The organism is Mesomycoplasma moatsii, from assembly GCF_045276915.1.
Classification (GTDB): domain Bacteria; phylum Bacillota_I; class Bacilli_A; order Mycoplasmatales; family Metamycoplasmataceae; genus UBA710.
The window spans coordinates 44,744-65,595 of record NZ_CP174166.1; the positions used below are offsets into that span (position 1 = coordinate 44,744).

At 23.5% G+C, this 20,852-nt stretch carries 17 protein-coding genes; 12 read left to right on the forward strand and 5 right to left on the reverse strand.

Annotated features, from left to right (window positions below; translation table 4 throughout):
- The first annotated feature begins 110 nt into the window (after positions 1 to 110).
- The 5 genes from ACJA28_RS00235 (at position 111) to ACJA28_RS00255 (ending at position 4,137) form a co-directional block, all read left to right on the forward strand.
- Positions 111 to 410: a PTS sugar transporter subunit IIB gene (locus ACJA28_RS00235; protein WP_022935647.1), complete on the forward strand. Its 300-nt coding sequence runs from the start codon at positions 111 to 113 to the stop codon at positions 408 to 410.
- Positions 411 to 507: 97 nt separating this feature from the next.
- Entirely contained in the window at positions 508 to 2,010 is a 1,503-nt protein-coding gene (locus tag ACJA28_RS00240; RefSeq protein WP_022935646.1) for a PTS sugar transporter subunit IIC, read from the forward strand.
- Complete coding sequence (locus tag ACJA28_RS00245; protein WP_022935645.1) at positions 2,010 to 2,699, forward strand: hypothetical protein; 690 nt, start codon at positions 2,010 to 2,012, stop codon at positions 2,697 to 2,699. Before ACJA28_RS00240 ends, ACJA28_RS00245 begins: the two co-directional genes overlap by 1 nt.
- Positions 2,700 to 2,712: 13 nt before the next feature.
- The gene (locus ACJA28_RS00250; protein WP_033379099.1) at positions 2,713 to 3,042 is read left to right on the forward strand and encodes a PTS lactose/cellobiose transporter subunit IIA; all 330 of its coding nucleotides are present in this window, start codon (positions 2,713 to 2,715) and stop codon (positions 3,040 to 3,042) included.
- 9 nt (positions 3,043 to 3,051) lie between these two features.
- Complete coding sequence (locus tag ACJA28_RS00255; protein ID WP_033379098.1) at positions 3,052 to 4,137, forward strand: DUF871 domain-containing protein; 1,086 nt, start codon at positions 3,052 to 3,054, stop codon at positions 4,135 to 4,137.
- A gap of 19 nt (positions 4,138 to 4,156) precedes the next feature.
- Here ACJA28_RS00255 and ACJA28_RS00260 read toward each other — a convergent pair whose 3' ends face one another.
- Positions 4,157 to 5,572: a DEAD/DEAH box helicase gene (locus ACJA28_RS00260; protein WP_406602207.1), complete on the reverse strand. Its 1,416-nt coding sequence runs from the start codon at positions 5,570 to 5,572 to the stop codon at positions 4,157 to 4,159.
- 71 nt (positions 5,573 to 5,643) lie between these two features.
- Between ACJA28_RS00260 and ACJA28_RS00265 the strand changes: the two genes are divergently transcribed.
- Positions 5,644 to 6,570, forward strand: a complete 927-nt coding sequence (locus tag ACJA28_RS00265; RefSeq protein WP_406602208.1) for a glycosyltransferase family 2 protein — start codon at positions 5,644 to 5,646, stop codon at positions 6,568 to 6,570.
- 198 nt (positions 6,571 to 6,768) lie between these two features.
- Entirely contained in the window at positions 6,769 to 7,905 is a 1,137-nt protein-coding gene (locus tag ACJA28_RS00270) for a hypothetical protein (protein WP_022935696.1), read from the forward strand.
- Between the two features lie 95 nt (positions 7,906 to 8,000).
- Here the strand turns inward: ACJA28_RS00270 and ACJA28_RS00275 are convergent, their stop codons facing one another.
- Both ACJA28_RS00275 and ACJA28_RS00280 read right to left on the reverse strand, forming a co-directional pair.
- Positions 8,001 to 8,726, reverse strand: coding sequence for a sugar phosphate nucleotidyltransferase (locus ACJA28_RS00275; RefSeq protein WP_022935697.1), 726 nt, complete (start codon positions 8,724 to 8,726; stop codon positions 8,001 to 8,003).
- Positions 8,717 to 9,766, reverse strand: a complete 1,050-nt coding sequence (locus tag ACJA28_RS00280) for a hypothetical protein (RefSeq protein ID WP_022935698.1) — start codon at positions 9,764 to 9,766, stop codon at positions 8,717 to 8,719. The genes ACJA28_RS00275 and ACJA28_RS00280 overlap by 10 nt, the downstream gene beginning before the upstream one ends.
- A 73-nt stretch (positions 9,767 to 9,839) precedes the next feature.
- Here ACJA28_RS00280 and ACJA28_RS00285 point away from each other — a divergent pair, with 73 nt between their 5' ends.
- Positions 9,840 to 10,379, forward strand: a complete 540-nt coding sequence (locus ACJA28_RS00285; RefSeq protein ID WP_022935699.1) for a histidine phosphatase family protein — start codon at positions 9,840 to 9,842, stop codon at positions 10,377 to 10,379.
- Between the two features lie 90 nt (positions 10,380 to 10,469).
- Here the strand turns inward: ACJA28_RS00285 and ACJA28_RS00290 are convergent, their stop codons facing one another.
- On the reverse strand, positions 10,470 to 11,963 hold the full coding sequence (locus ACJA28_RS00290; protein ID WP_406602209.1) for a glycosyltransferase: 1,494 nt from the start codon (positions 11,961 to 11,963) through the stop codon (positions 10,470 to 10,472).
- A 1,641-nt stretch (positions 11,964 to 13,604) separates the two neighbouring features.
- Between ACJA28_RS00290 and ACJA28_RS00295 the strand changes: the two genes are divergently transcribed.
- On the forward strand, positions 13,605 to 15,098 hold the full coding sequence (locus tag ACJA28_RS00295; RefSeq protein ID WP_406602210.1) for a glycosyltransferase: 1,494 nt from the start codon (positions 13,605 to 13,607) through the stop codon (positions 15,096 to 15,098).
- Positions 15,098 to 16,834: a glycosyltransferase gene (locus ACJA28_RS00300; RefSeq protein ID WP_406602211.1), complete on the forward strand. Its 1,737-nt coding sequence runs from the start codon at positions 15,098 to 15,100 to the stop codon at positions 16,832 to 16,834. Before ACJA28_RS00295 ends, ACJA28_RS00300 begins: the two co-directional genes overlap by 1 nt.
- Positions 16,835 to 17,206: 372 nt before the next feature.
- On the opposite strand, the gene ndk is transcribed toward ACJA28_RS00300, so the two are convergent.
- Complete coding sequence (gene ndk, locus ACJA28_RS00305) at positions 17,207 to 17,659, reverse strand: nucleoside-diphosphate kinase (RefSeq protein WP_022935213.1); 453 nt, start codon at positions 17,657 to 17,659, stop codon at positions 17,207 to 17,209.
- Between the two features lie 85 nt (positions 17,660 to 17,744).
- Here ndk and ACJA28_RS00310 point away from each other — a divergent pair, with 85 nt between their 5' ends.
- Positions 17,745 to 18,833 carry a M42 family metallopeptidase gene (locus ACJA28_RS00310; RefSeq protein WP_022935212.1) on the forward strand — a complete coding sequence of 363 codons (1,089 nt, stop codon included), beginning with the start codon at positions 17,745 to 17,747 and terminating at the stop codon, positions 18,831 to 18,833.
- An 18-nt stretch (positions 18,834 to 18,851) separates the two neighbouring features.
- Positions 18,852 to 20,843 carry a hypothetical protein gene (locus ACJA28_RS00315; RefSeq protein WP_022935211.1) on the forward strand — a complete coding sequence of 664 codons (1,992 nt, stop codon included), beginning with the start codon at positions 18,852 to 18,854 and terminating at the stop codon, positions 20,841 to 20,843.
- Positions 20,844 to 20,852 lie beyond the last annotated feature (9 nt).

The window sequence follows — 20,852 nt, forward strand, 5'->3', positions numbered from 1 at the left end:
CTAATATTATGGTTGTGGTTAAGATTTTAAAACCATCATTGAACTACATTTTTTGTTTTCAATATTCATTTAATTAGTACAAATCATGAAATCTATATAAGGAGATAAAGATGAAAATTTTATTGGCTTGCTCTGCAGGAATGTCTACATCAATGTTAGAGAAATCTATCAAAGATTATGCTAATTCTATTAACGAAGTAGTAGATGTTATTGCAAAACCTTCAAATGAAGCAAGAGAAGTTGTTAAAGAGTATGATATTGTTCTTCTGGGGCCACAAGTTAAGTTTATGGAAAATCAATTTAAACAAGTTGCTGGTAATATTCCAGTTATTGTTATTCCTCCACATATTTACGCTATGGCAAAAGGAGATGAGTGTTATAAATTAGCGAAAGAAGCATTATCTAAATAGATAATTTTTCTTAATATTTTTTTGGTTGGTAAAAAAATTATTGAGAATTTATAGCAATACTCACAAGTTTATATAAATTAGTTATTTAGGAATTAAAATGCAGAATTTTCAAAAAAAAGAGATATGAAAGCAACGTTGAGATAATGTTGTGTTAAGTTTGGGTAAATTAGGAGAACAAAGACATCTTTCAGCTTTGCGGGATGGTTTTGCTCTTCTTGTACCATTAATGATTGCTGCTTCTGTTGGTGTAATCTGTATGACTTTTGTGTTTGGTTGATGGCAAACAACCTCAACATCACTTTTAGGCTGAATTTGCTGGGCAATTCCAGGTCAAGTTGCAAAAATAAATGGAGTAGTTGATTTTGTTGAAGGATCAGTAGCAAAAGAAATTTCATCTATTGGGACCTTTATTTTCTATGCAATTTGAAAAGGAATATTTAGTTTCTTAGCAATTTTTTCAACTTTATCTATTTCTTATTCTTTAGCAAGAATAAAAGGAACCAAAGATCCATTTATTGCCTCATTGATTGGGTTAGGTTCTTTTATGATACTTACTTATGGAAATTTAGATCTATTTGGGACTAATGGATTATTAGTATCGATTTTTGCTTCAATAGTTTCAATTGAATTATTTACATTTTTTGAAAAAAACGAAAAACTTCAATTAAAAATGCCGGCTGGCGTTCCTCCTGCTGTAGGTCGTGCTTTTTCTAAATTATTTCCTACTATTTTTACAACATTGATAATTATTGGGCTTCAGGCTCCGTTTATAATTACTACAAGTTTGACAACAGGTTTTGGAGCTGGTGATTGGTTCTCTTTTGGGCAAGCAGTTTCTATTGGTATTCAAGCTCCCTTCTTGGATTTAGCTTCTGATTCTTCAGGATCTTTTGCTATTGGATTTTCGTTTATCTTTTTTGGTGGATTATTGTGATTTTTTGGTTTACACGGACAAAATATTTTGACTGGTGTTTTTTCTCCTATTTTCATTGCAGGTTTACAAACAAACCAAGATTTCATTGCAGGAAAGGGCGGATCTCCTACCGTTTTAGCCGATGGTATGCAAGATGCTTTTATTTATTTTGGAGGGACAGGAGTTACTTTAGCTTTTGTTTTTATGGGACTTTTATTTGCTAAAAGAAAAGTAGAAAGAGAAATAATTAAGTTTGGTACAGCTCCTGCTATATTTAATATTAATGAACCAATTTTATTTGGAGTTCCTTTGATACTAAACTTTACTTATGTAATTCCTTTTTTAATTGTTCAAGTTGGATTATTTACAACAACATGATTGGCAATTGAAGTTTTAAGATGAGTTCCGCCTGTAATTGTTAAAATTCCGTGAACTGCACCTGTGTTAATTGGTGGTTTTTTAGCAACATCAAGTTGACAAGGAATTATTTTAGCAGCATTTAACTACGCAATTGCTTGTTTAATTTGATGACCGTTTATATTAATCTCTAATGCAAAAGCTAAGAAAAATAATGAAGAATTAATAAAAATTGATTATCGTGCTAGTTTGTCTAAAATAAAATCCAAGTTTATTAAAAAAAGTAATAAAAAACAAGAAAAAGATGATGATCAAACAGGAGAAAAATAATGAATTTATTAGTTAATAAAAGTTTTTCGTTAGTTAAAAAAAATTTTGAAAATTTATCAATTTTAAAAAATGACATTGATCAATCTTCAAATAAAGATCAAATTAAGTATTCAAAGTATAATCCTTTTTTGTTTAAGAAACAATTTAGCAAGAAAAAAAATAATTGATACATCTTTTTAAAATTATCTTTAGTTGTTTTAATGACTGTTTTTGGTTTGTTATGTTTGTGGTATACAACACAATGAAAAAATAGTGATGCATTGAAAAATTTGGGCATCGATTTAAATAAATTTACAAATATAAAAGATTATGTTAGCGAAGACAATTTGAAAAAAATGTCTACAATGTCTATTATGGATTTTGATTCTATTTCTTTTATTAAGCCAAATGTGCTTGATATCATGATGGCTTTTTCATTAGTTGGTTTGATATTTACAATTCCTACATTAATATTTAAGAACGGAACAATTTCGTCACTAATTTCGCTAACAATCATTTTATCTTGTTTAGTTATTGCTTTTACTCTATTAGTTTTAGGTCTTATAGATCAACAAAATATTATTAATGTTTATAAAGACGCTAAGTTAGATGGTTTTAAATCTGAATCTCTTGCTCAAAAATTAATAGAACTAATAAAAAAAGATTTTTGAAATACAGGGACAAAACCTATATCAATAAGTTTGATTTAAAAGGAGATAAGAAATGAATAAAAAAGAATTTGATCTAGAAGAATTATCACAAGTTGCTTTTCAAATTATTACACATGCTGGAGAAGCTAAATCTGAAGCGATGTTAGCAATTTATAGTGCTAAAGAAGGAAAATTTGACGAAGCTGAAGATAAAATAAAATTAGCTAACAAATCAATAAATATAGCTAGCGAACAACATTTTGAATTAATTCAAGAAGAAGCAAAAGGTAATAAAGTAGTCCCTTCTTTGCTTTTAATGCATGCAGAGGATCAATTATTATCAACTCAAACTTTAATTTTAATGGCTGAAGAAATTGTTCAGCTGTATAAAAAAATAAAATAAGGAATTAACATGTTAGGTATTTCAATTTATCCTGAACACGAAAAACAACAAGAAACAATTGATTACATAAAATTAGCAGCAAAATATAAATTTAAAAGAATTTTTACTTGTTTATTATCAGTTAATGATACAAAAGAAAATATTAAAAAACAATTTGAAAAAATAATTTCTGTTGCTAGAGAAAATCAAATGGAAGTAATTTTAGACATTGCTCCTAAAGTATTTAATGACTTGCAAATATCTTATGATGATTTAAAATTTTTTTACGAATTAGGCGCTACAGGAATTAGGCTTGATGAGGGTTTTGATGGATTAAAAGAAGCTCAAATGACATATAATCAATATGACTTAGATATTGAAATCAATATGTCTAGCGGTACAAAGTATGTAGATAATATACTATCATTCAATCCTAATCGCAAAAAATTAATTGGATGTCATAATTTTTATCCGATGGAGTTTTCTGGATTATCTTTAGATCATTTTATAAAAACATCAAAACAATATAAAAAATTAGGAATTAGATCAGCAGCATTTGTTTCATCAAAAAATGCTTCTCATGGTCCTTGACCAATTATGGATAATGGATTATGCACTTTAGAAATGCATCGTAATCTTCCTATAACTATACAAGTTAAACACCATTTAATGATGGATTTAGTAGATGATATTATTATTGCTAATGCTTTTGCTTCAGAGGAAGAGCTAAAATCTATTAGCGAAATAAAAATACCAACTTTTGAAATAAAATTTAATGAAAATGTTTCAGATATTGAAAAACAAATAGTATTAGGTGAAACCCATATAAATCGAGGAGATATCTCAGATTATTTAATTCGTTCTACACAAACAAGGATCAAATATAAAGATGAGCAATTTCCACCTAAAAATACAAAAGAAAATATTGAAAAAGGAGAAATTGCAATTTGCAATGATAATTTTGATCGTTATCGCGGTGAATTACATTTAGTAAAAAAAGAGCATTTAGATAAAGAAAAAAGAAAAAATATCGTAGCAAAAATTTCTGACGAAGAACTTTTTTTATTGGATTATTTAAAACCTTGATCTATATTTAAATTCATTGAAAAAAAATAATTTTTGTAAATATCAACAATTATTTATTCAATTTTTTTTTACTATTGTTATTTTTGTAAAAATGATTGATTTTATTTTTAATATTTCTTATTTTTGCTTGTCCTTTTAGAATTACAGAAGGTTCAGGAGTTAAATTGATTTTTTTATATTTGTGTTTTTCTTTTAATAAATAGTGAGTAATAATAATTGCCATTTCTTTGTGACTAAATTTATTAACCAATTCTTCTTCTAAATAAAAAGGGTTTTCATCATCAAAATTTTTAATAATTAAATTAAATTTTTGGTCTATTGTTTTTCTTCAATTTTTATATATTTCTTCTTCATTTGGAATTTGAATCTCTTTAATTTTTGATTTAGTTTTTCTTTCAATTTCTTTTAGATGTTCAATTTCATCTATTTTTACAAATGATAAAGAATATCCTTTATTTCCATTTCTTCCAACTCGACCAATACGATGTGTATAGTATTCAATTTCTTGTGGTAAATCAAAATTGATAATTCATTCAATATGTTCAATATCAATTCCACGAGCAACAACATCAGTTGCAATTAGGATTTTCTTTTTATTATTTCTAAATTGATTCATAATGAATGTTCGATTTTTTTGCTGAATATCTCCATGAATACCTATTGCATCAAAATTTAATTTTCTTAAAGCTTCGTTTAATTCATCAACACGTCTTTTTGTTCTACAAAAAATAATAATTGAATTTGGTTGATAAAATTGAAGCATTTTAATTAATGAGGTAAATTTAGTTTTTTCTTTTACTAATATGTATTCTTGTTTAATATTTGAAGAAGTTTTTAATCCTGAAGATACTGAAATATTTTTGTGGTTATTATCAACAATTAATTCTACTAATTTTTTAGTTTTTTCATCGAATGTTGCAGTAAAAAAAAAGTTTTGTCTTTTTTTGGGTAAAAATGAACTGATAGTTTCAATATCTTCTTTGAATCCCATATTTAGCAATTCATCGGCTTCGTCAAGAGTAAATGTTTTGATATTACATAACTTAATTCTTTTTGATTTTAGGAAATCTATTATTCTTCCAGGGGTTCCGATTAAAATGTTTGGTTTTAATGATAATTGTTTAACTTGTTTTTCATAAGGAACCCCTCCTAAAATTAAAGCAATTTTGGGATTTAAATATTTTCCAATTTTTAATAGTTGATCATTAATTTGTTTGGCTAATTCTCTTGTTGGTGTAATAATCAAATGTTCAATATTTTTTATATCTGAATTTAGACTATTTAATATCGGAATTCCAAAAGCGCCTGTTTTTCCTGTCCCGGTTTCTGCCTGTCCAATAATATCAAAACCTTTAAGTGCTAAAGGGATTGTTTTTTCTTGAATTGGACTCATATCTATAAAATTAATTTCATTTAGAGATTTTAATAATTGTGGATTTAAATTTTTAATTTCATTAAATTTCATAAATAGAATTATAGTAATTAAGTATTTATAATAATCAAAATAACTAAATGATTTTTTTATAATTTTATAATATGAAAAATTTATCAATCATTATTCCTTGTTATAACATGGAAAAATATATTACTAAAGCTTTGGATTCAATTAAAAATCAAGCGCTGCAAGAAAATTTTTGTGATGTTTATATTATTGATGATGGATCTAGTGATACTTCTATTGCAATTATTGAAGATTATATTAACAAAAATTCTTTGGATAATTTTAGACTTATTAAAAAAGAAAATGGTAACTGAGGTTCTGTTATCAATTATGCAAAAAATAGTTTAAACTTAAATTCAAAATATACTACTATCTTAGATGCTGATGATTTTTATAAAGAAGATTTGTTTAGCAACTTAAACAATTTGATGGATAAAGGTTATGACCTTATTTTTACAGGTTTTTTTGAGATTAAAAAAGGAAACAAAATCACTAAAGGGTATTTGACACCGCAAAGAGGAAATAAATTAATCAATAAAAAATATTTGAGATTTCCTTCTTTAATTCCTTTATGCAAATTTTTTAAAACATCGATTTTTAAACAATTGAAAAATTTAAAAGAAGGTGTTTCATATCAAGATATTATTTTGTGACACAATTTTGTAGATCAAGCACAAACATTTTATTATTTAAAGAAAAATTTTGGTTATTATTTAAATCATCGTGATGGAGCAAGCTCTACACAACCATTTAATAAAAAAAGAATTACGTTAATGATGAATATTATTGAAGAACTAATATCTGATGATAAGTATAAAAATGGTTATTTAATAGCTTTATTAATGCATTTAAAAAAAAATACTGAGAAAAAAAATAGAAAATATATTAGTTTTAGTATGAATTACAATGATAGAATTAGAAAATTTAAATTATTATGATGTCCATTAGGAACTAGATTAATTACAAAATTGGGAATATTTATTTATTTGCATAAATTATTCAAAAAAGGACATTTTAATTAAAATTTAAGTTTTATATTATTTATGTTTTAATTTATAAATTTAAAACATGTTCATTTAAATGATTGTAAATAGATATTGTTTTTTTTTTTTTTTTTATAAATTATTGATATAGGAGTATTTATTTAGTATATTTACTCTTTTTTTTTTTTTTTAAATTTTGAGATATACTTACTTTGTAACTTAAGGAGAATATAATATATGAAGAATAAAATACTAATGTTTTCAACACTTGGCGTATTATCTGTTGCACCAGTTTTTGCGATTGTTTCTTGTGGTTCTAACACAAAAAATCGTGTTGGTACTTATGAAGAAAAGTTTAATGTTGAAGTTAATTATACTAATGGATTAACAAAATCAGGCGAATTACCATCTAAGGTAAATGTTTATCAAGCTGAAGCTAATAAAAACGCTCTAGATAGAGTTGAAATAATTAAAAAGAATTTAACTGTTAAACAATTACAATTTGATTTTGATATTGTTTTACAAGACTTTTATGAAGCATATGAGGCAGAAACATCATTATATGAAATCGAAATTGAATCAATAAAAGTTGCAGACAAAAATGATGATGGTTCATTTAATTTAGATGTTAAATATGAAATTGAAGCTAATGATAAAAGAGATAAAGAACAAATATTAACTAAAACTATTAAATGAACACCAACAATGAAGTTGATTTCTAAAGATGATATTGAAAAAATCAAAAATGATATTGTTAAATTAAGTGAGAAAAATAATTCAGGTTTTGATATTAAAGATATTAAAGAATTATTTTTAGGTGAAAAAGATGATAATGATATAGATGATATTGGGATATTTGATAAAATTGCTCTAATTAATAAAGACTACAATGGTTTGGCTTACTTGTTAGCTTATGAAATATCTATTGATGATATTTTTTCACAACTATCACCTTCTAGAAAAGGGATTACAACAAAAACAAAATTCTTAGTTCCTTCATTATCATTAAATTCAAATGCAACAGTTTTTGTTCCAGGTTCTCAACCAGAAATGGATTATAGTCAAAAATCCCTATCTACTTCTGAATTAAATGTAATTTTTGGAACAGAATCAACACCAAAAATTATCACTTCATCAGATTCAAATCAACAAATTTTTGTTGACACTTTAAATAAATTATTTACAAAAACTTATACTATCGAAGAATTGGTTGGATCAAAACAAATTTCTAGAATGATTTTAATTAATCCAAATAGTAATAACACATCTTTAACAACAAAAGAATATCAAGTAGTTATTGAGTTTGCAAATTCTAAAAAAGCTCCTGACATGGTTGTATTCTTTGCAAATGATGTTAATCAAAATGCTTATTAAAGTAAAAAACTAATGTTTCTCTAAGTTATTTATTGTATTGAATTCATTTAAATAACATTTTCTTAGCTTATTTATAGTTGTAATAGGTAGTATAACTATCTATTTTTTTCTAATCAATTAATATCAAATTCATCAATTTCTTTAGGTGTTCCCAAACAAACAAAATCATTAGCAGAAATTTCATAAATTTTAATTTTCTTATTTTCGTTAATTAGATATTGATACATAGGACAAATATAAACTTCTTTATATTGTTTTTTAATATCTTCTTTAAAATTGTCATAAACTCATTTAAAATCTTTTCATTTTTTGAAATAATAAGGTCCAATAGAAGCATAATCAGAAATCCTTACTTTTTCACTAACTTCATTAACATATCCATTTTTATCTACTTTAGCAAATGATCAATGATCACCTAGAGCTTTTGCAACTACAATACACCCATCTTCTACAAATATTTCATTATTCATAGAATTTGCTCTTATTGCTGTATCTATGTTATAGATCATCACTTCTTCTTCGTTATCTATAAATTCATCAGCAAGCATTGCAGTAGCTGCTTGTCCTTCAGTTAAGTAATCTACTAAAATTATCGAATAGTTGTTAATATTTAATTTTTTTAATTCTTTTTCAACAAAAGATTTGTTAAAGAATTCTTTTCTAAAAATAAATATATATTGAAATTCGTTAAAATTTTTAAGAGATTTAACAGCTCAATTAAAAAGAGTTTTGTTTTTTGCAATTATTTGATATTTTGGTTTATTAATTCCTAAATTATTGAACCTACTTCCTTCACCAGCTGCAGTAATAATTATTTTCATATTTCATCTCCAACAACTTCATAAAAATGTTCAATACCTACACAAAGTTGTACAACTTGCCTTTCATAATTGTCAGAATGCGCAGGGATCATTGTTATAAATTGAAGACTTTCAATTAGCTTAACAACATCAATATTTATATTGCTAAAAAAAACATCAAATGCTTTTTTAATTAAAGAATAATTTTTGGGCTTTGTTATTTCATAACAAATATTTAATTTATTTTTATCAATACTTATATTAAATTTATCTTCAGCGATAAAATCATACAAACCATATACTGATTGGTAATATTTAGCATAGTCATAGTATATATCTCCAAATTCTGTTCCGTTATAGTAAGAACCTCTAGGATCAATTACTTTAATATTTTTATTCTTTTCGTCAAAAAATATATTTCCAAAAACTAAATCCAAATGAACAAAACAAATTCTCTCTTTGTTTGGCGAAATTAAAAGATTAAAAATGTCGTCTTTGTCAATTTTATTTGAAATAATTTCTTTTATTTTTTTTTCTAAAAATTCCTGAATTTTTATCAATGAAGGTAAACGTTTGTTATTAATAAATATGTGTTCTTTTTCAAAAAATAATTTGAAATTATTATCTAAAGAAATTTTTTTAATTGCTTCTAACTGTCTTTTTAGAGAAAAAGAAAAAATGTTATTTCTTCATTCCTCTTTTACAAAAACCAGTGGTTGTATTTTTGTAAGAATTTCAATGAATTTTTTGCTTTCAACTGCAAAAGCATTTCAGAAATTTCCATTATGGTTATTTTCTTGATCTAAAAAAATATCGTGAACAGTATTTTCATTAATAATTTTGTATTTCATTCATAAATTATTTTGATTTAAAGAGTAATCAACAACTTTTGGAACATTATTAGGTATTAATGTTTGCGCTTTAATCATTCAAATAATTTCATTAAAAAATTTAGATTTGAATTCTTCTCTATCTCCTATAAAACTTTTTATAATATACTTATCAGTAACGTCAATTTTGTTGAAATAACGAATATTTTTTGAATTGATTTTTTCATTCATAATTTAATATATTCTACGTTTTTTTTTTTTTTTTTTCGGATAATTAATGTAAAATGAGTTGTAAAAACAAGTTATGACAATATACTTTATTCGCCATTGTAAGACAAAGCAAAATTCATTGAATAGATGATCAGGAAAAGCGGATGATCTTCCATCAGATGAAGGACTTAGACAGCTAGAAAATCTGAAAAATTCAATTAGTTTTTCTCCTGATATTATTTTTTCTTCTCCATTAAAAAGAGCTATTTTAACAGCAGAAGCTATAAAAAATAAAAATACTAAATTAATTGTTGAAGATACAATAAAAGAAAGAGATTTTGGTTTATTAGAGGGAACGGAAGTAATCGCTAAAGATAAAAAAATATTAGCCGATATAGAAATTAATACCGATTTAGGTTTAAATGTCGAAAAAATAAATGATATGTATCAAAACAGAATTAAACCTTTTCTAAATAGATTGAAGTCAAATTATAAAGATTCAAACAAAAAAATAGTTATTGTGTCTCATTCATGAGTAGGGCGACTTATTGCCTATTTTGCTTCAAAAGAAACTAAACCAAGTGTAATTCAAGTTACACCTCATAATGCAACTATTTATAAGTACATTATTTAAAAATTAGAATATTATATTTTATAAGTTGTTAACAAAAGTTGTTTGTAAATAAATAATATAGTTTGTTCAAATAATTTCTTAATCGTTTTTTTAACAAAACCTTTCTATATCTTTATTTTTATCAAAAAAGTCATTTTTTATAGTTGTAAAGTTTATATAATCGTTATCAAATTTTACAAAATCTAAAGGAGAATATGATTTATTAACTTTTATAAATGACATTAGAAATAAAATTATAGTTGATATATTTCCTAAGAAAACATATAAGATTATAACATCAGCAAAAATTATTAAAAATTGTTCCCATCATTTTCAATCTAATAAATTAAAATATACCATCACAAAATTTAAGCCTATTAAAACTAGCAAAGTTAAAAAAGATGTTAATACATAATATTTTATTTTTGATCAATTAGATACTTTTTTCTTCCCTTTATCAATTGATCTTGTTGGAGTAAAGCCTACCATTTTATTACCCAATACACTCTTAAATCATTGCTTACAACACTCTCAAGAATGTGCAAATGTTCAAAATGGTGAAGTACAAATTAAAGCAAAAATTTTAAATCATTTTAATAATTTAAAAGAATTTGATCAAAATAAAATTATGTATAAGAATAATGGAATCAAAAAAAATAAAAATATCGTACTTTTAACAGAATGTATTAACAAAAAAATAAAACTTGTAAAAACAAATAAATTAAGAAAAATTTTAAATATATAAAACATAACAGGATTAAATTCACTTCAAAAATTTTTTGAATATTCATCATTAAATCTATAAAAAGTATTTTTTTTAAAAAATGCTGCTTTTCAACTAAAATATCTCATATATCTTTTAAATGTAGGAAACACATTATCTTCCATTGATTGTTGGGAAGTAACTAAAGGGGTGTGCAATCCTGTTCACATTATTTTAATTCCATTCATACGAGTATATCAATCTTCAAATATGTTAAAAAAATAGCCTTTATTAACTTCTTCTAAAAAAGTTCTTTTTACAATTGAACTAGCACCCACAATATGAGCAGGAGAAGACATATCTAAATTATTAAAAATAGTTCTAAAAAAGTTTGGAACTGTTTCTCACCCCGCCATACCATTATTATAAAAATTGTTAGAATTATAGTCAATTAGTAAAGAATTAACATAACCTAATCGATTAATCTTTTCTGAATAAAAATACCTAATACCTACTTCGACAAAATTTTTATCAAAAGCAACATCAGAATCGCTAGTAACAATATATTCAAAATCATGATTTAATGAATAAAGGTGATTTAAAAAAGCATTTAAATTATCAGATTTATCTTTTGAAGGTTGATTCATTTTAAAAAGATTTATTTTGTGTTTCTTAGCAAATTCTTCAACCAATTTAGAATTATCTGGATTAGAAGAACCATCTGATATTCAGTATTCAATATTTCTATATGTTTGTCTAATATTTTGCTCTAAACGAGATGGCATAAAATCATTATGAGTTGTATAAACATAAACAACTTTTGGTAATTTAGATGGTAATTTAGCTCGTGAGGTTATTTCTAAATGATCTTTTACTATTTTTTTTATATATGACTTTCGCAAAAACCATAAAAATGTAATAAAAAATAATGAAATTCCTATGGAAACAAAAAGAAATACAATGTTAAATGTATCAAAAAAAGATTTAGAAATAATATTTGTATTTGATATGTAAATTAACAGCAATATATTTCAAAAAATAAAATAAGGAACAAAAAAAAGCGAAGCACATAATCTTACATAAAATACTTTTTTTGTATAGCTATTTCTAGATTTTAGTTGAAACATTGAAACCTCATAATTAATTAAAAACACATATGAATGACTTTAGTAATGTTTAAAATGAAAATAAATGGTGTGATAATTTCCATTATTGGAATTAGTTTTCATTCATAATTTAATATATTCTACTTTTTTTTCGTTATATTCTATCTATTTTTGTTTTTAAGTAATTAGTATAAAGAGTTAGTAGTAGAAATTATTCTTTTGCTATTGTAAAATATCAAAATTCATGAAATGGATGATTATGAAAAGCAGGCGATCTTCCATTAGATGAGGGTATAGACTTTTAAACCTAATAAATCAACAGTAATGCATTAAAAATAATTTTTATTTATATCTTTTAGGTTTTAAAAATTATCTAATTATTATTAAATTTACTTGTAATTATTTCAAATTCAATAAAATTTGACTTTTTTTGGATTAAGTGAGTAAAAATTAGAAGATCATAAAATATAGACAAAGAAGCATCTTTTTTCTTTTGAAGAATTTTCGTTAAAAATAATTTTTATTAATTTGTTTAAATCAAGCTTCTAACAAAATTCATTTTTATTAATTCTGTATTTAATATCAATAAGATATTTATAATTTGAGTTATTGTGTTTTATATCCAATTCGGAATCAAAAAATTTAAATTGCTCTTCATTTTTACTTTTTTAATCCAATCTTGTAGAGATATTTTTTTGAAATTTCACAGAAGTTTTGTTTGATATTTTTTTTAAAAAAATTTTTTAAATTTTTCAGAATTTAAAAACAAATCGTTAAAATGATGGCTCAAAATAAAATTCTTTTGAATTCATTAATTTTTCACTTATTGTTTGTGTTTTTATTGACATATAAGAACTTTATCACACAAACAACAGTAATATATTTATTAAAAATCTAAATCAAAAGTCCCAATATTAGCAAAAAATAATTTAGGTTTGTTACTAAATTCCATAGTACTCATAAATTTACATTTTTGTGATTTTTTTGCACAATTATTATTTTTCAAACAATTTTATTAAATTTATTTTGCTTTATATTTATTAGTTGATTTCTCTTTTTCAATTTAGCTTTTATCTGAAAAATAATATGATTCACAACGACACATTATTAAATTAATCTTATTTCTTTTAATGGAAATTATCACACCATTTATTTTCATTTTAAACATTACTAAAGTCATTCATATGTGTTTTTAATTAATTATAAGGTTTCAATGTTTCAACTAAAATCTAGAAATAGCTATACAAAAAAAGTATTTTATGTAAGATTATGTGCTTCGCTTTTTTTGTTCCTTATTTTATTTTTTGAAATATATTGCTGTTAATTTACATATCAAATACAAATATTATTTCTAAATCTTTTTTTGATACATTTAACATTGTATTTCTTTTTGTTTCCATAGGAATTTCATTATTTTTTATTACATTTTTATGGTTTTTGCGAAAGTCATATATAAAAAAAATAGTAAAAGATTATTTAGAAATAACCTCACGAGCTAAATTACCATCTAAATTACCAAAAGTTGTTTATGTTTATACAACTCATAATGATTTTATGCCATCTCGTTTAGAGCAAAATATTAGACAAACATATAGAAATATTGAATACTGAATATCAGATGGTTCTTCTAATCCAGATAATTCTAAATTGGTTGAAGAATTTGCTAAGAAACACAAAATAAATCTTTTTAAAATGAATCAACCTTCAAAAGATAAATCTGATAATTTAAATGCTTTTTTAAATCACCTTTATTCATTAAATCATGATTTTGAATATATTGTTACTAGCGATTCTGATGTTGCTTTTGATAAAAATTTTGTCGAAGTAGGTATTAGGTATTTTTATTCAGAAAAGATTAATCGATTAGGTTATGTTAATTCTTTACTAATTGACTATAATTCTAACAATTTTTATAATAATGGTATGGCGGGGTGAGAAACAGTTCCAGGTTTTTTAATGCCCATTTTAGAAAATTTAGATAATTTACGTACACCCCACTTATATGGTGCGTGCTCAATTACAAAAGTTTCATTTTTGAAAGATATTAACAATGGTTATTTTTTTGACATATACGAAGATTGATATACTCGTATGAATGGAATTAAAAAGATGTGAAAAGGTCTTTATTCGCCATTAGTTGTTTCCCAACAATCAATGGAAGATAATGTATTCCCTACATTAAAAAGATATATGAGATATTTTAGTTGAAAAGCAGCATTTTTTAAAAAAAATACTTTTTATAGATTTAATGATGAATATTCAAAAAGTTTTTGAAATGAACTTAATTCTATTATTTTTTATGTATTTAAAATTTTTATAAATTTGTTTATTTTGTCTAGTTGTATTTTGTTAACAATGATATCCATCAGAAGTATAATGTTTTTTGTATTTTTGATTCCAATATTTTTATATAAATTTTTATTTTGGTCAAATTCTTTTAAATTATTAAAATCATCTAAAACATTTGAATTGCTTTGTGTTGTGCCATTTTGAACATTTGCACATTCTTGAGAGTGTTGTAAACAATGATTTAAGAGTGTATTGGGTAATAAAATGGTAGGCTTTACTCCAACAAGATCAATTGATAAAGGGAAGAAAAAAGTATCTAATTGATCAAAAATAAAATATTATGTATTAACATCTTTTTTAACTTTGCTAGTTTTAATAGGCTTAAATTTTGTGATGGTATATTTTAATTTATTAGATTGAAAATGATGGGAACAATTTTTAATAATTTTTGCTGATGTTATAATCTTATATGTTTTCTTAGGAAATATATCAACTATAATTTTATTTCTAATGTCATTTATAAAAGTTAATAAATCATATTCTCCTTTAGATTTTGTAAAATTTGATAACGATTATATAAACTTTACAGCTATAAAAAATGACTTTTTTGATAAAAATAAAGATATAGAAAGGTTTTGTTAATGTTTCATCTAAAAACAAGAGATGAATATAGAAAAAAAATGTATTGAATACGTTTATCATTTCAGTTTTTCACTCTTTTGTTTTTTGTTGTTTTTATTTTAAATACTATTTATGTTTTTAATTTAGTAAATATTTCTCAATCTTTTTTTAAAATATTTTTGCAATCTTCTCTATATGCAATGTCTGGTATTACAATAATTAATTTAATAATTTATCAAGTAATTTACATTAAATATAAGAAAAAATTAATATGAGAATATTTAGAAATATTATCAAAAGCAAAAGTGCCATCTAAATTGCCAAAAGTTGTTTATGTTTATACAACTCATAATGATTTTATTCCAGCAAGAATGTTGCAAAATATGCAACAAACATATAAGAATATGGAATATTGAATTTCTGATGGATCATCTAATTTAGAAATATCCAAAGAAATTAAAGAATTTGCCAAAAAACATAAAATTAATTTATTTAAAATGAATAAGCCATCTGAAAATAAAGCAGATAATTTAAATACATTTTTAAATGAAACAAAAGTTAAATTTGATTATCTTTTAATAGGTGATGCTGATGTTGCTTTTGATAAAAAATTAGTTGAATGTAACTTAAGATATTTTTATACTGAAAATCAAATTAGATTAGGATATGTATCATCAATGATTCAAGATTATAAAACAAAAAATTTTTTTTCAAATATGTTAAGATTTGTCGAAAATTTAACTTTATTTAAAAAAGATATCAATAAAGTTTTAAGAACAAATTATTCTCCAAATTTATATAGCGCATGTTGCTTATTAAAAAAAGAATATTTAGATGATATGAATAATTTTCCGCCAGGATTCTTTGAAGATGGATATTTAGAATTAAATGGATCGAAAAAATATTGATATGGATTAATATCGCCATTAACATTAAGTTTGCAAAAATTTGACGAGAATATTAAAAAATATAAAACTAGACAATTAAGAATTATAGATTGAATTATTAAATACGAGCAATCAGAAGCTTTTGTCAATATAAATAATAAATTTAAATCAACTTACAATGAATATTTTATTAATCTATTTTCAGGTCCAGCAATTTTATTATCATTAATTTTATTGCCTTTATTTATTTTATTTTTAGTTTGATTTTGACCAATTTTTATTACAACTCTTTATTATTGAATTATTTTGGGAATGTGATTAATATCAGGATGAATAATTTCTGCTATTGCAAATTATGATTCGGCAAAAATAATGGGAAAAGCAAACGCGTTTTTCTTTCCATTATTTCAATTTTTATTGTTTATGTCATATTGACCTTCATTAGTTAAACATTGATTCAAAGCTTTTGTATTAAAAAAATATTCTACATTTATGCCATCAAGAGCAAGAAATTATAAAAACAAAAAACAATCTAAATTTCAACCAATAAAATTTGATTTGTTAATAATGTTAATATCCCTTACTATTTTAGGATTATCGTTATTTTTATTTTTGTATTTCAAATGATACATGCAAAATGGATCATTTAATTGATATCTATTATTTTTATTTATTGCTTTATCTTCAATATCAGGCATGTTTTTCATTTCATATTTTTCAACTATTATTCTTTATTTATTATCTTTTATTGAAAATAATAAAGATTATAATGATGAAAAATTTGTTGAATACAACAATGATTATGTTAAATTTACAAATTTAAAAGACAAATTTTTTAAAAATAATTTAGATATAGAAAGATTTTGTTAGAAATAATTAAGAAATTATTTTCTTTGGAATTGATTTCAGTTGTGTTGTATTTGCTTTTTTAAACAAAAAAAATGAATAACAAATATATTAGTTATTTATATTATTTAAAAAAATTTTTTATTTAAAATGATCCATATCTAAATATAGAAAAATATCACAATCAACTATTACATTTAAAACTATGTTAAATTTAAATTCAATGCAAATTTATCGCTTAAATATGGATTGACATTACCTGAGAAAAATAATGAAATCTTACACTTTTATGCATTGCTATAATAGTGTTTTATTATTTGAATTATTAGAAAATTTATAAAATAAAACCAAAAAATAGAAGCAAAATAAAAATTATATTTTTTTGAATTAATTCTGCTATTTTGTAAAAGTGTGTTTATCTATTGATCTTTTATAATCTATGATTTCGTTTTCATTAAAATAAATTGAAATTTCATATTTAGCTCTTTCAATTGCATCGGCTGTGTGAATTAAGTTTAATCTAACATCTGAAGAAAAATCACCTCTAATAGTTCCTGGTTGAGATTTTGTTGGATCAGTAGCCCCTGCTAATAATCTCATAATTTCAACAGAATTATTACCAGAAACCACCATTACTACAACAGGTCCTGAGCAGATGTATTTAACTAAATCTTCAAAAAAAGGTTTATTTTGATGAATATCATAATGTTTTTTTGCTTGTTCTTTTGATGCTAATATAATTTTTAATGCATTGATTTCCAATCCTTTTCTTTCAATTCTTTTAATAATTTCACCAATCAATGTTCTTTCAACACCATTTGGTTTGATCATAACAAATGTTCTTTCCATAAGAAACTCCTAAGAATAATCAACTATCTATGAAGATGTGATTATGATTAATATTATAATTTATTTGTCTTAATTAGGAGATGTTATGAAAAAAGAAATTAATAATATGTATGAAACAGTAAAAAAATATTGTTCTATTGATGGTTTATCAAGATATGAAGAAAAAGTTGTCGATGAACTTAAAAAATTAACAAATGATAAAAAAATTCAATATGAAAGAGATGGGATAGGGTCAATAATTTTGTTTCAAAGTGATAAACCAAAATCAGGGCCAGTTATCCAAATTGCTGCGCATATGGATGAAGTAGGTTTTATTGTTCAAGATATAACAGACAAAGGTCAATTAAGATTAAGTATGATTGGTGGTATTTGACCTTTAACTGTTATTGGTACAAAAGCGATTGTTTATAATGCAGAGGGCAAAAAATATGAAGGAGTTTTTGGTCATACTTCAATTCATATTTTGGAGCTTGAAAAAAGAAATAAAGTCCCTGAATTAAAAGATCTTTATATTGATTTAGGCTTTAAATCAAAAAAAGAAGCAGAAGATAATTTAATTGAAATAGGTTCAAGAGTTTGTTTGACAGGTGACTGTTTTTTAATGAATAATGAATATGCTGTAGCTAAAGCAATGGATAACCGAGCAGGAATTGCAGTTTTAGAAGAAATTATAAATAGAATTAAAAACAAAAAATTAAAATCTCAAGTTTATTTTGTTGGAACAGTCCAAGAAGAAGTAGGGACTAGAGGTGCAAAGACTTCGGTACAAAAAATTAAACCAAATATTGCAATAGCCCTAGATACATGTGCTTCTCATGATACTTATCAAGCAATACCAGGCATTCAAGAATTAGGGAAAGGTGTTGCTTTAAGGATTAAAGATATGGGCACTTTAATGGATCCAAAATTAATTGATTATTTGATGAAGTTGGGAAAAGAATATAATATTCCAGTTTATAAATATGTTGCTCAAGGTGGCGGGACAGATGCTGCAGAGTTGCAATACGGGAATGGCGGAACTGCAACAATTACTATATCTCTACCACAAAGATATTTGCATTCTCCTTTGGGAGTATGTAGTATGAAAGATTTGATTGCAGCAGCAGATTTAATAGAAAAATTTCTACTAAAAATAGATCAAAAAGAATTTGATAAGTATATTAAATATAACTAATTATTAAGGGAGAAAACAATGAAAAAAATTTTGGTTTTTAGTTCGATGTTATTTATAGCAACACCTATATCGATTGTGGTTTCTTGTGGTAAATCAAATAACAAAGAAGAAAATCATAGCGATCCTGTAAAAACAGATACTTTATTTATTCCTAATATCAATGCTATTGATTTAAAATTAGAAAAATATGAAGCACTAGAAGCAACTAATAAAATTAACAATCAATTTTGTTTTGATAATTTAAATATTTTTTTAACTGGTGATGTTTCTTTAATCAAAAATCCTGATGATTTAATAATTAAAACTTCATTATCAGAAAATGATAACAATTCAATCATTTTAGATTTTAGTGTTAAATCTAATAAATGATATAGAAATAATAGAATTCAAAACAGTCCATTAACTTATAGCTATATCATTAATGGTTTTAGAATGCAAAGTCAAGATGAAAATATTTTGAATTCGCAAGGTGGTTATATTGATAATAGTTTGTTTGTTGATAAATACAAAGTTATAGCACAAGAATTAAAATTAAAAAAATACGAAAATATTTCTTTGTTGACTAATGAATTATTAAATAATAAATTGCACTCTAATAAAGATTTTGAACAATTAAACTTAAAAATTTATGAAGGATCTAGCACTAAAGAAGGAATATTAAAATTAGAATTATCAGGAAAGTATAAAGAAGAAATAATAAAATCACAAATAATCACTATGTCTAACTTTTATAGAATAGAAAAAAATATTTTTTTATCTTTTAGTAATATTAATTTAAATCTAGAAAATTGATTTAATGATTTAAAACCTATTGACACTTCTTCAAATAAAGATATTTCAAATATTAGTCAAGAAGATTGATTTAATAAGTATATTTTAGATTTTATTATTAATGATTCTAATTTTTTATTAGATAGAGAAGCAATAAAACAACTTATCAAAGAAGTTAAATTTTCTTTTAATTTAGAAAATAATAAGATTCAGTTTACTTTTAGCGGTCAGTTTCAAAATAAAATTTTTAAAAATAATAATTGAGAAAATGATGGAGAGGCAATTAAAATTTACCAAAGTTCAATTGGTGTCAAAGAGTTTAGCTTACCAACATTAAATGATTTAAAAAATATAATGACTAATCAAATTCAAGTAAATGAAGAAAAATTAAAAGAACATTATCCTTCATATTATTTAGGAACTCAAAAATATTACCAATCAATTTCATCTTTATACTATTTTGATGATTTTATTTTAAATAAAGATATGATATTCAATAAATACAAACAAACTTATTTCCCTAATAGACAAATAAATTTTGCAATAGATTCATCAACTACAATTTTTGCTAATGATTTCAATGGAGAAATAAATTTTAATGTTGTGCTGATTGATCAAAATGAGTTAAATAATAAAAGTCATGTTAAAAATTTTTCGTTTAGCAATTTTAAATTATTATCAAATTTTGTTAATACAAAATTAAATAATAGTGTTTTGATAAAAGAAAATAATTTATTAGCTTATAAAATGATTATTAATAAATTAAAAGAAAATAAAGCAAAAGTTGATGAATTATTTATCTCTAAAGAGGGAAATAAAATAAATATAGAATTAAATAATTTTAATCATTTGAATGCTTCACTATTTTTTGAGGGCGAATTTAATAGTTTGGAAGAAAAATTTAATCAATTAAAAAGAAAAGTTGAACCAACTATTTTTCAACAAAGATTTTCTGTTTTAGATGAACCATCAATATCACGAATTGATCAATATAGTATTGGATATAAATCAAATCTGTATGCTAATACTTTAGATGATAAAGATTGATTTTTAATTAACAATATTTCTTATTTTATTGAATCAAATACAAATTTAATATTAACAAAAGAAAACAATGGATTAAATATCAAAATAATGGGAAAAACAATTATTGATTTTAGTGATAATGAATCAAGAGAATTTGAAACTTCTTTTTATTTTAAATTGCTAAAATCTCAATGAGATGAAATTAATAAATAGTTATTTATT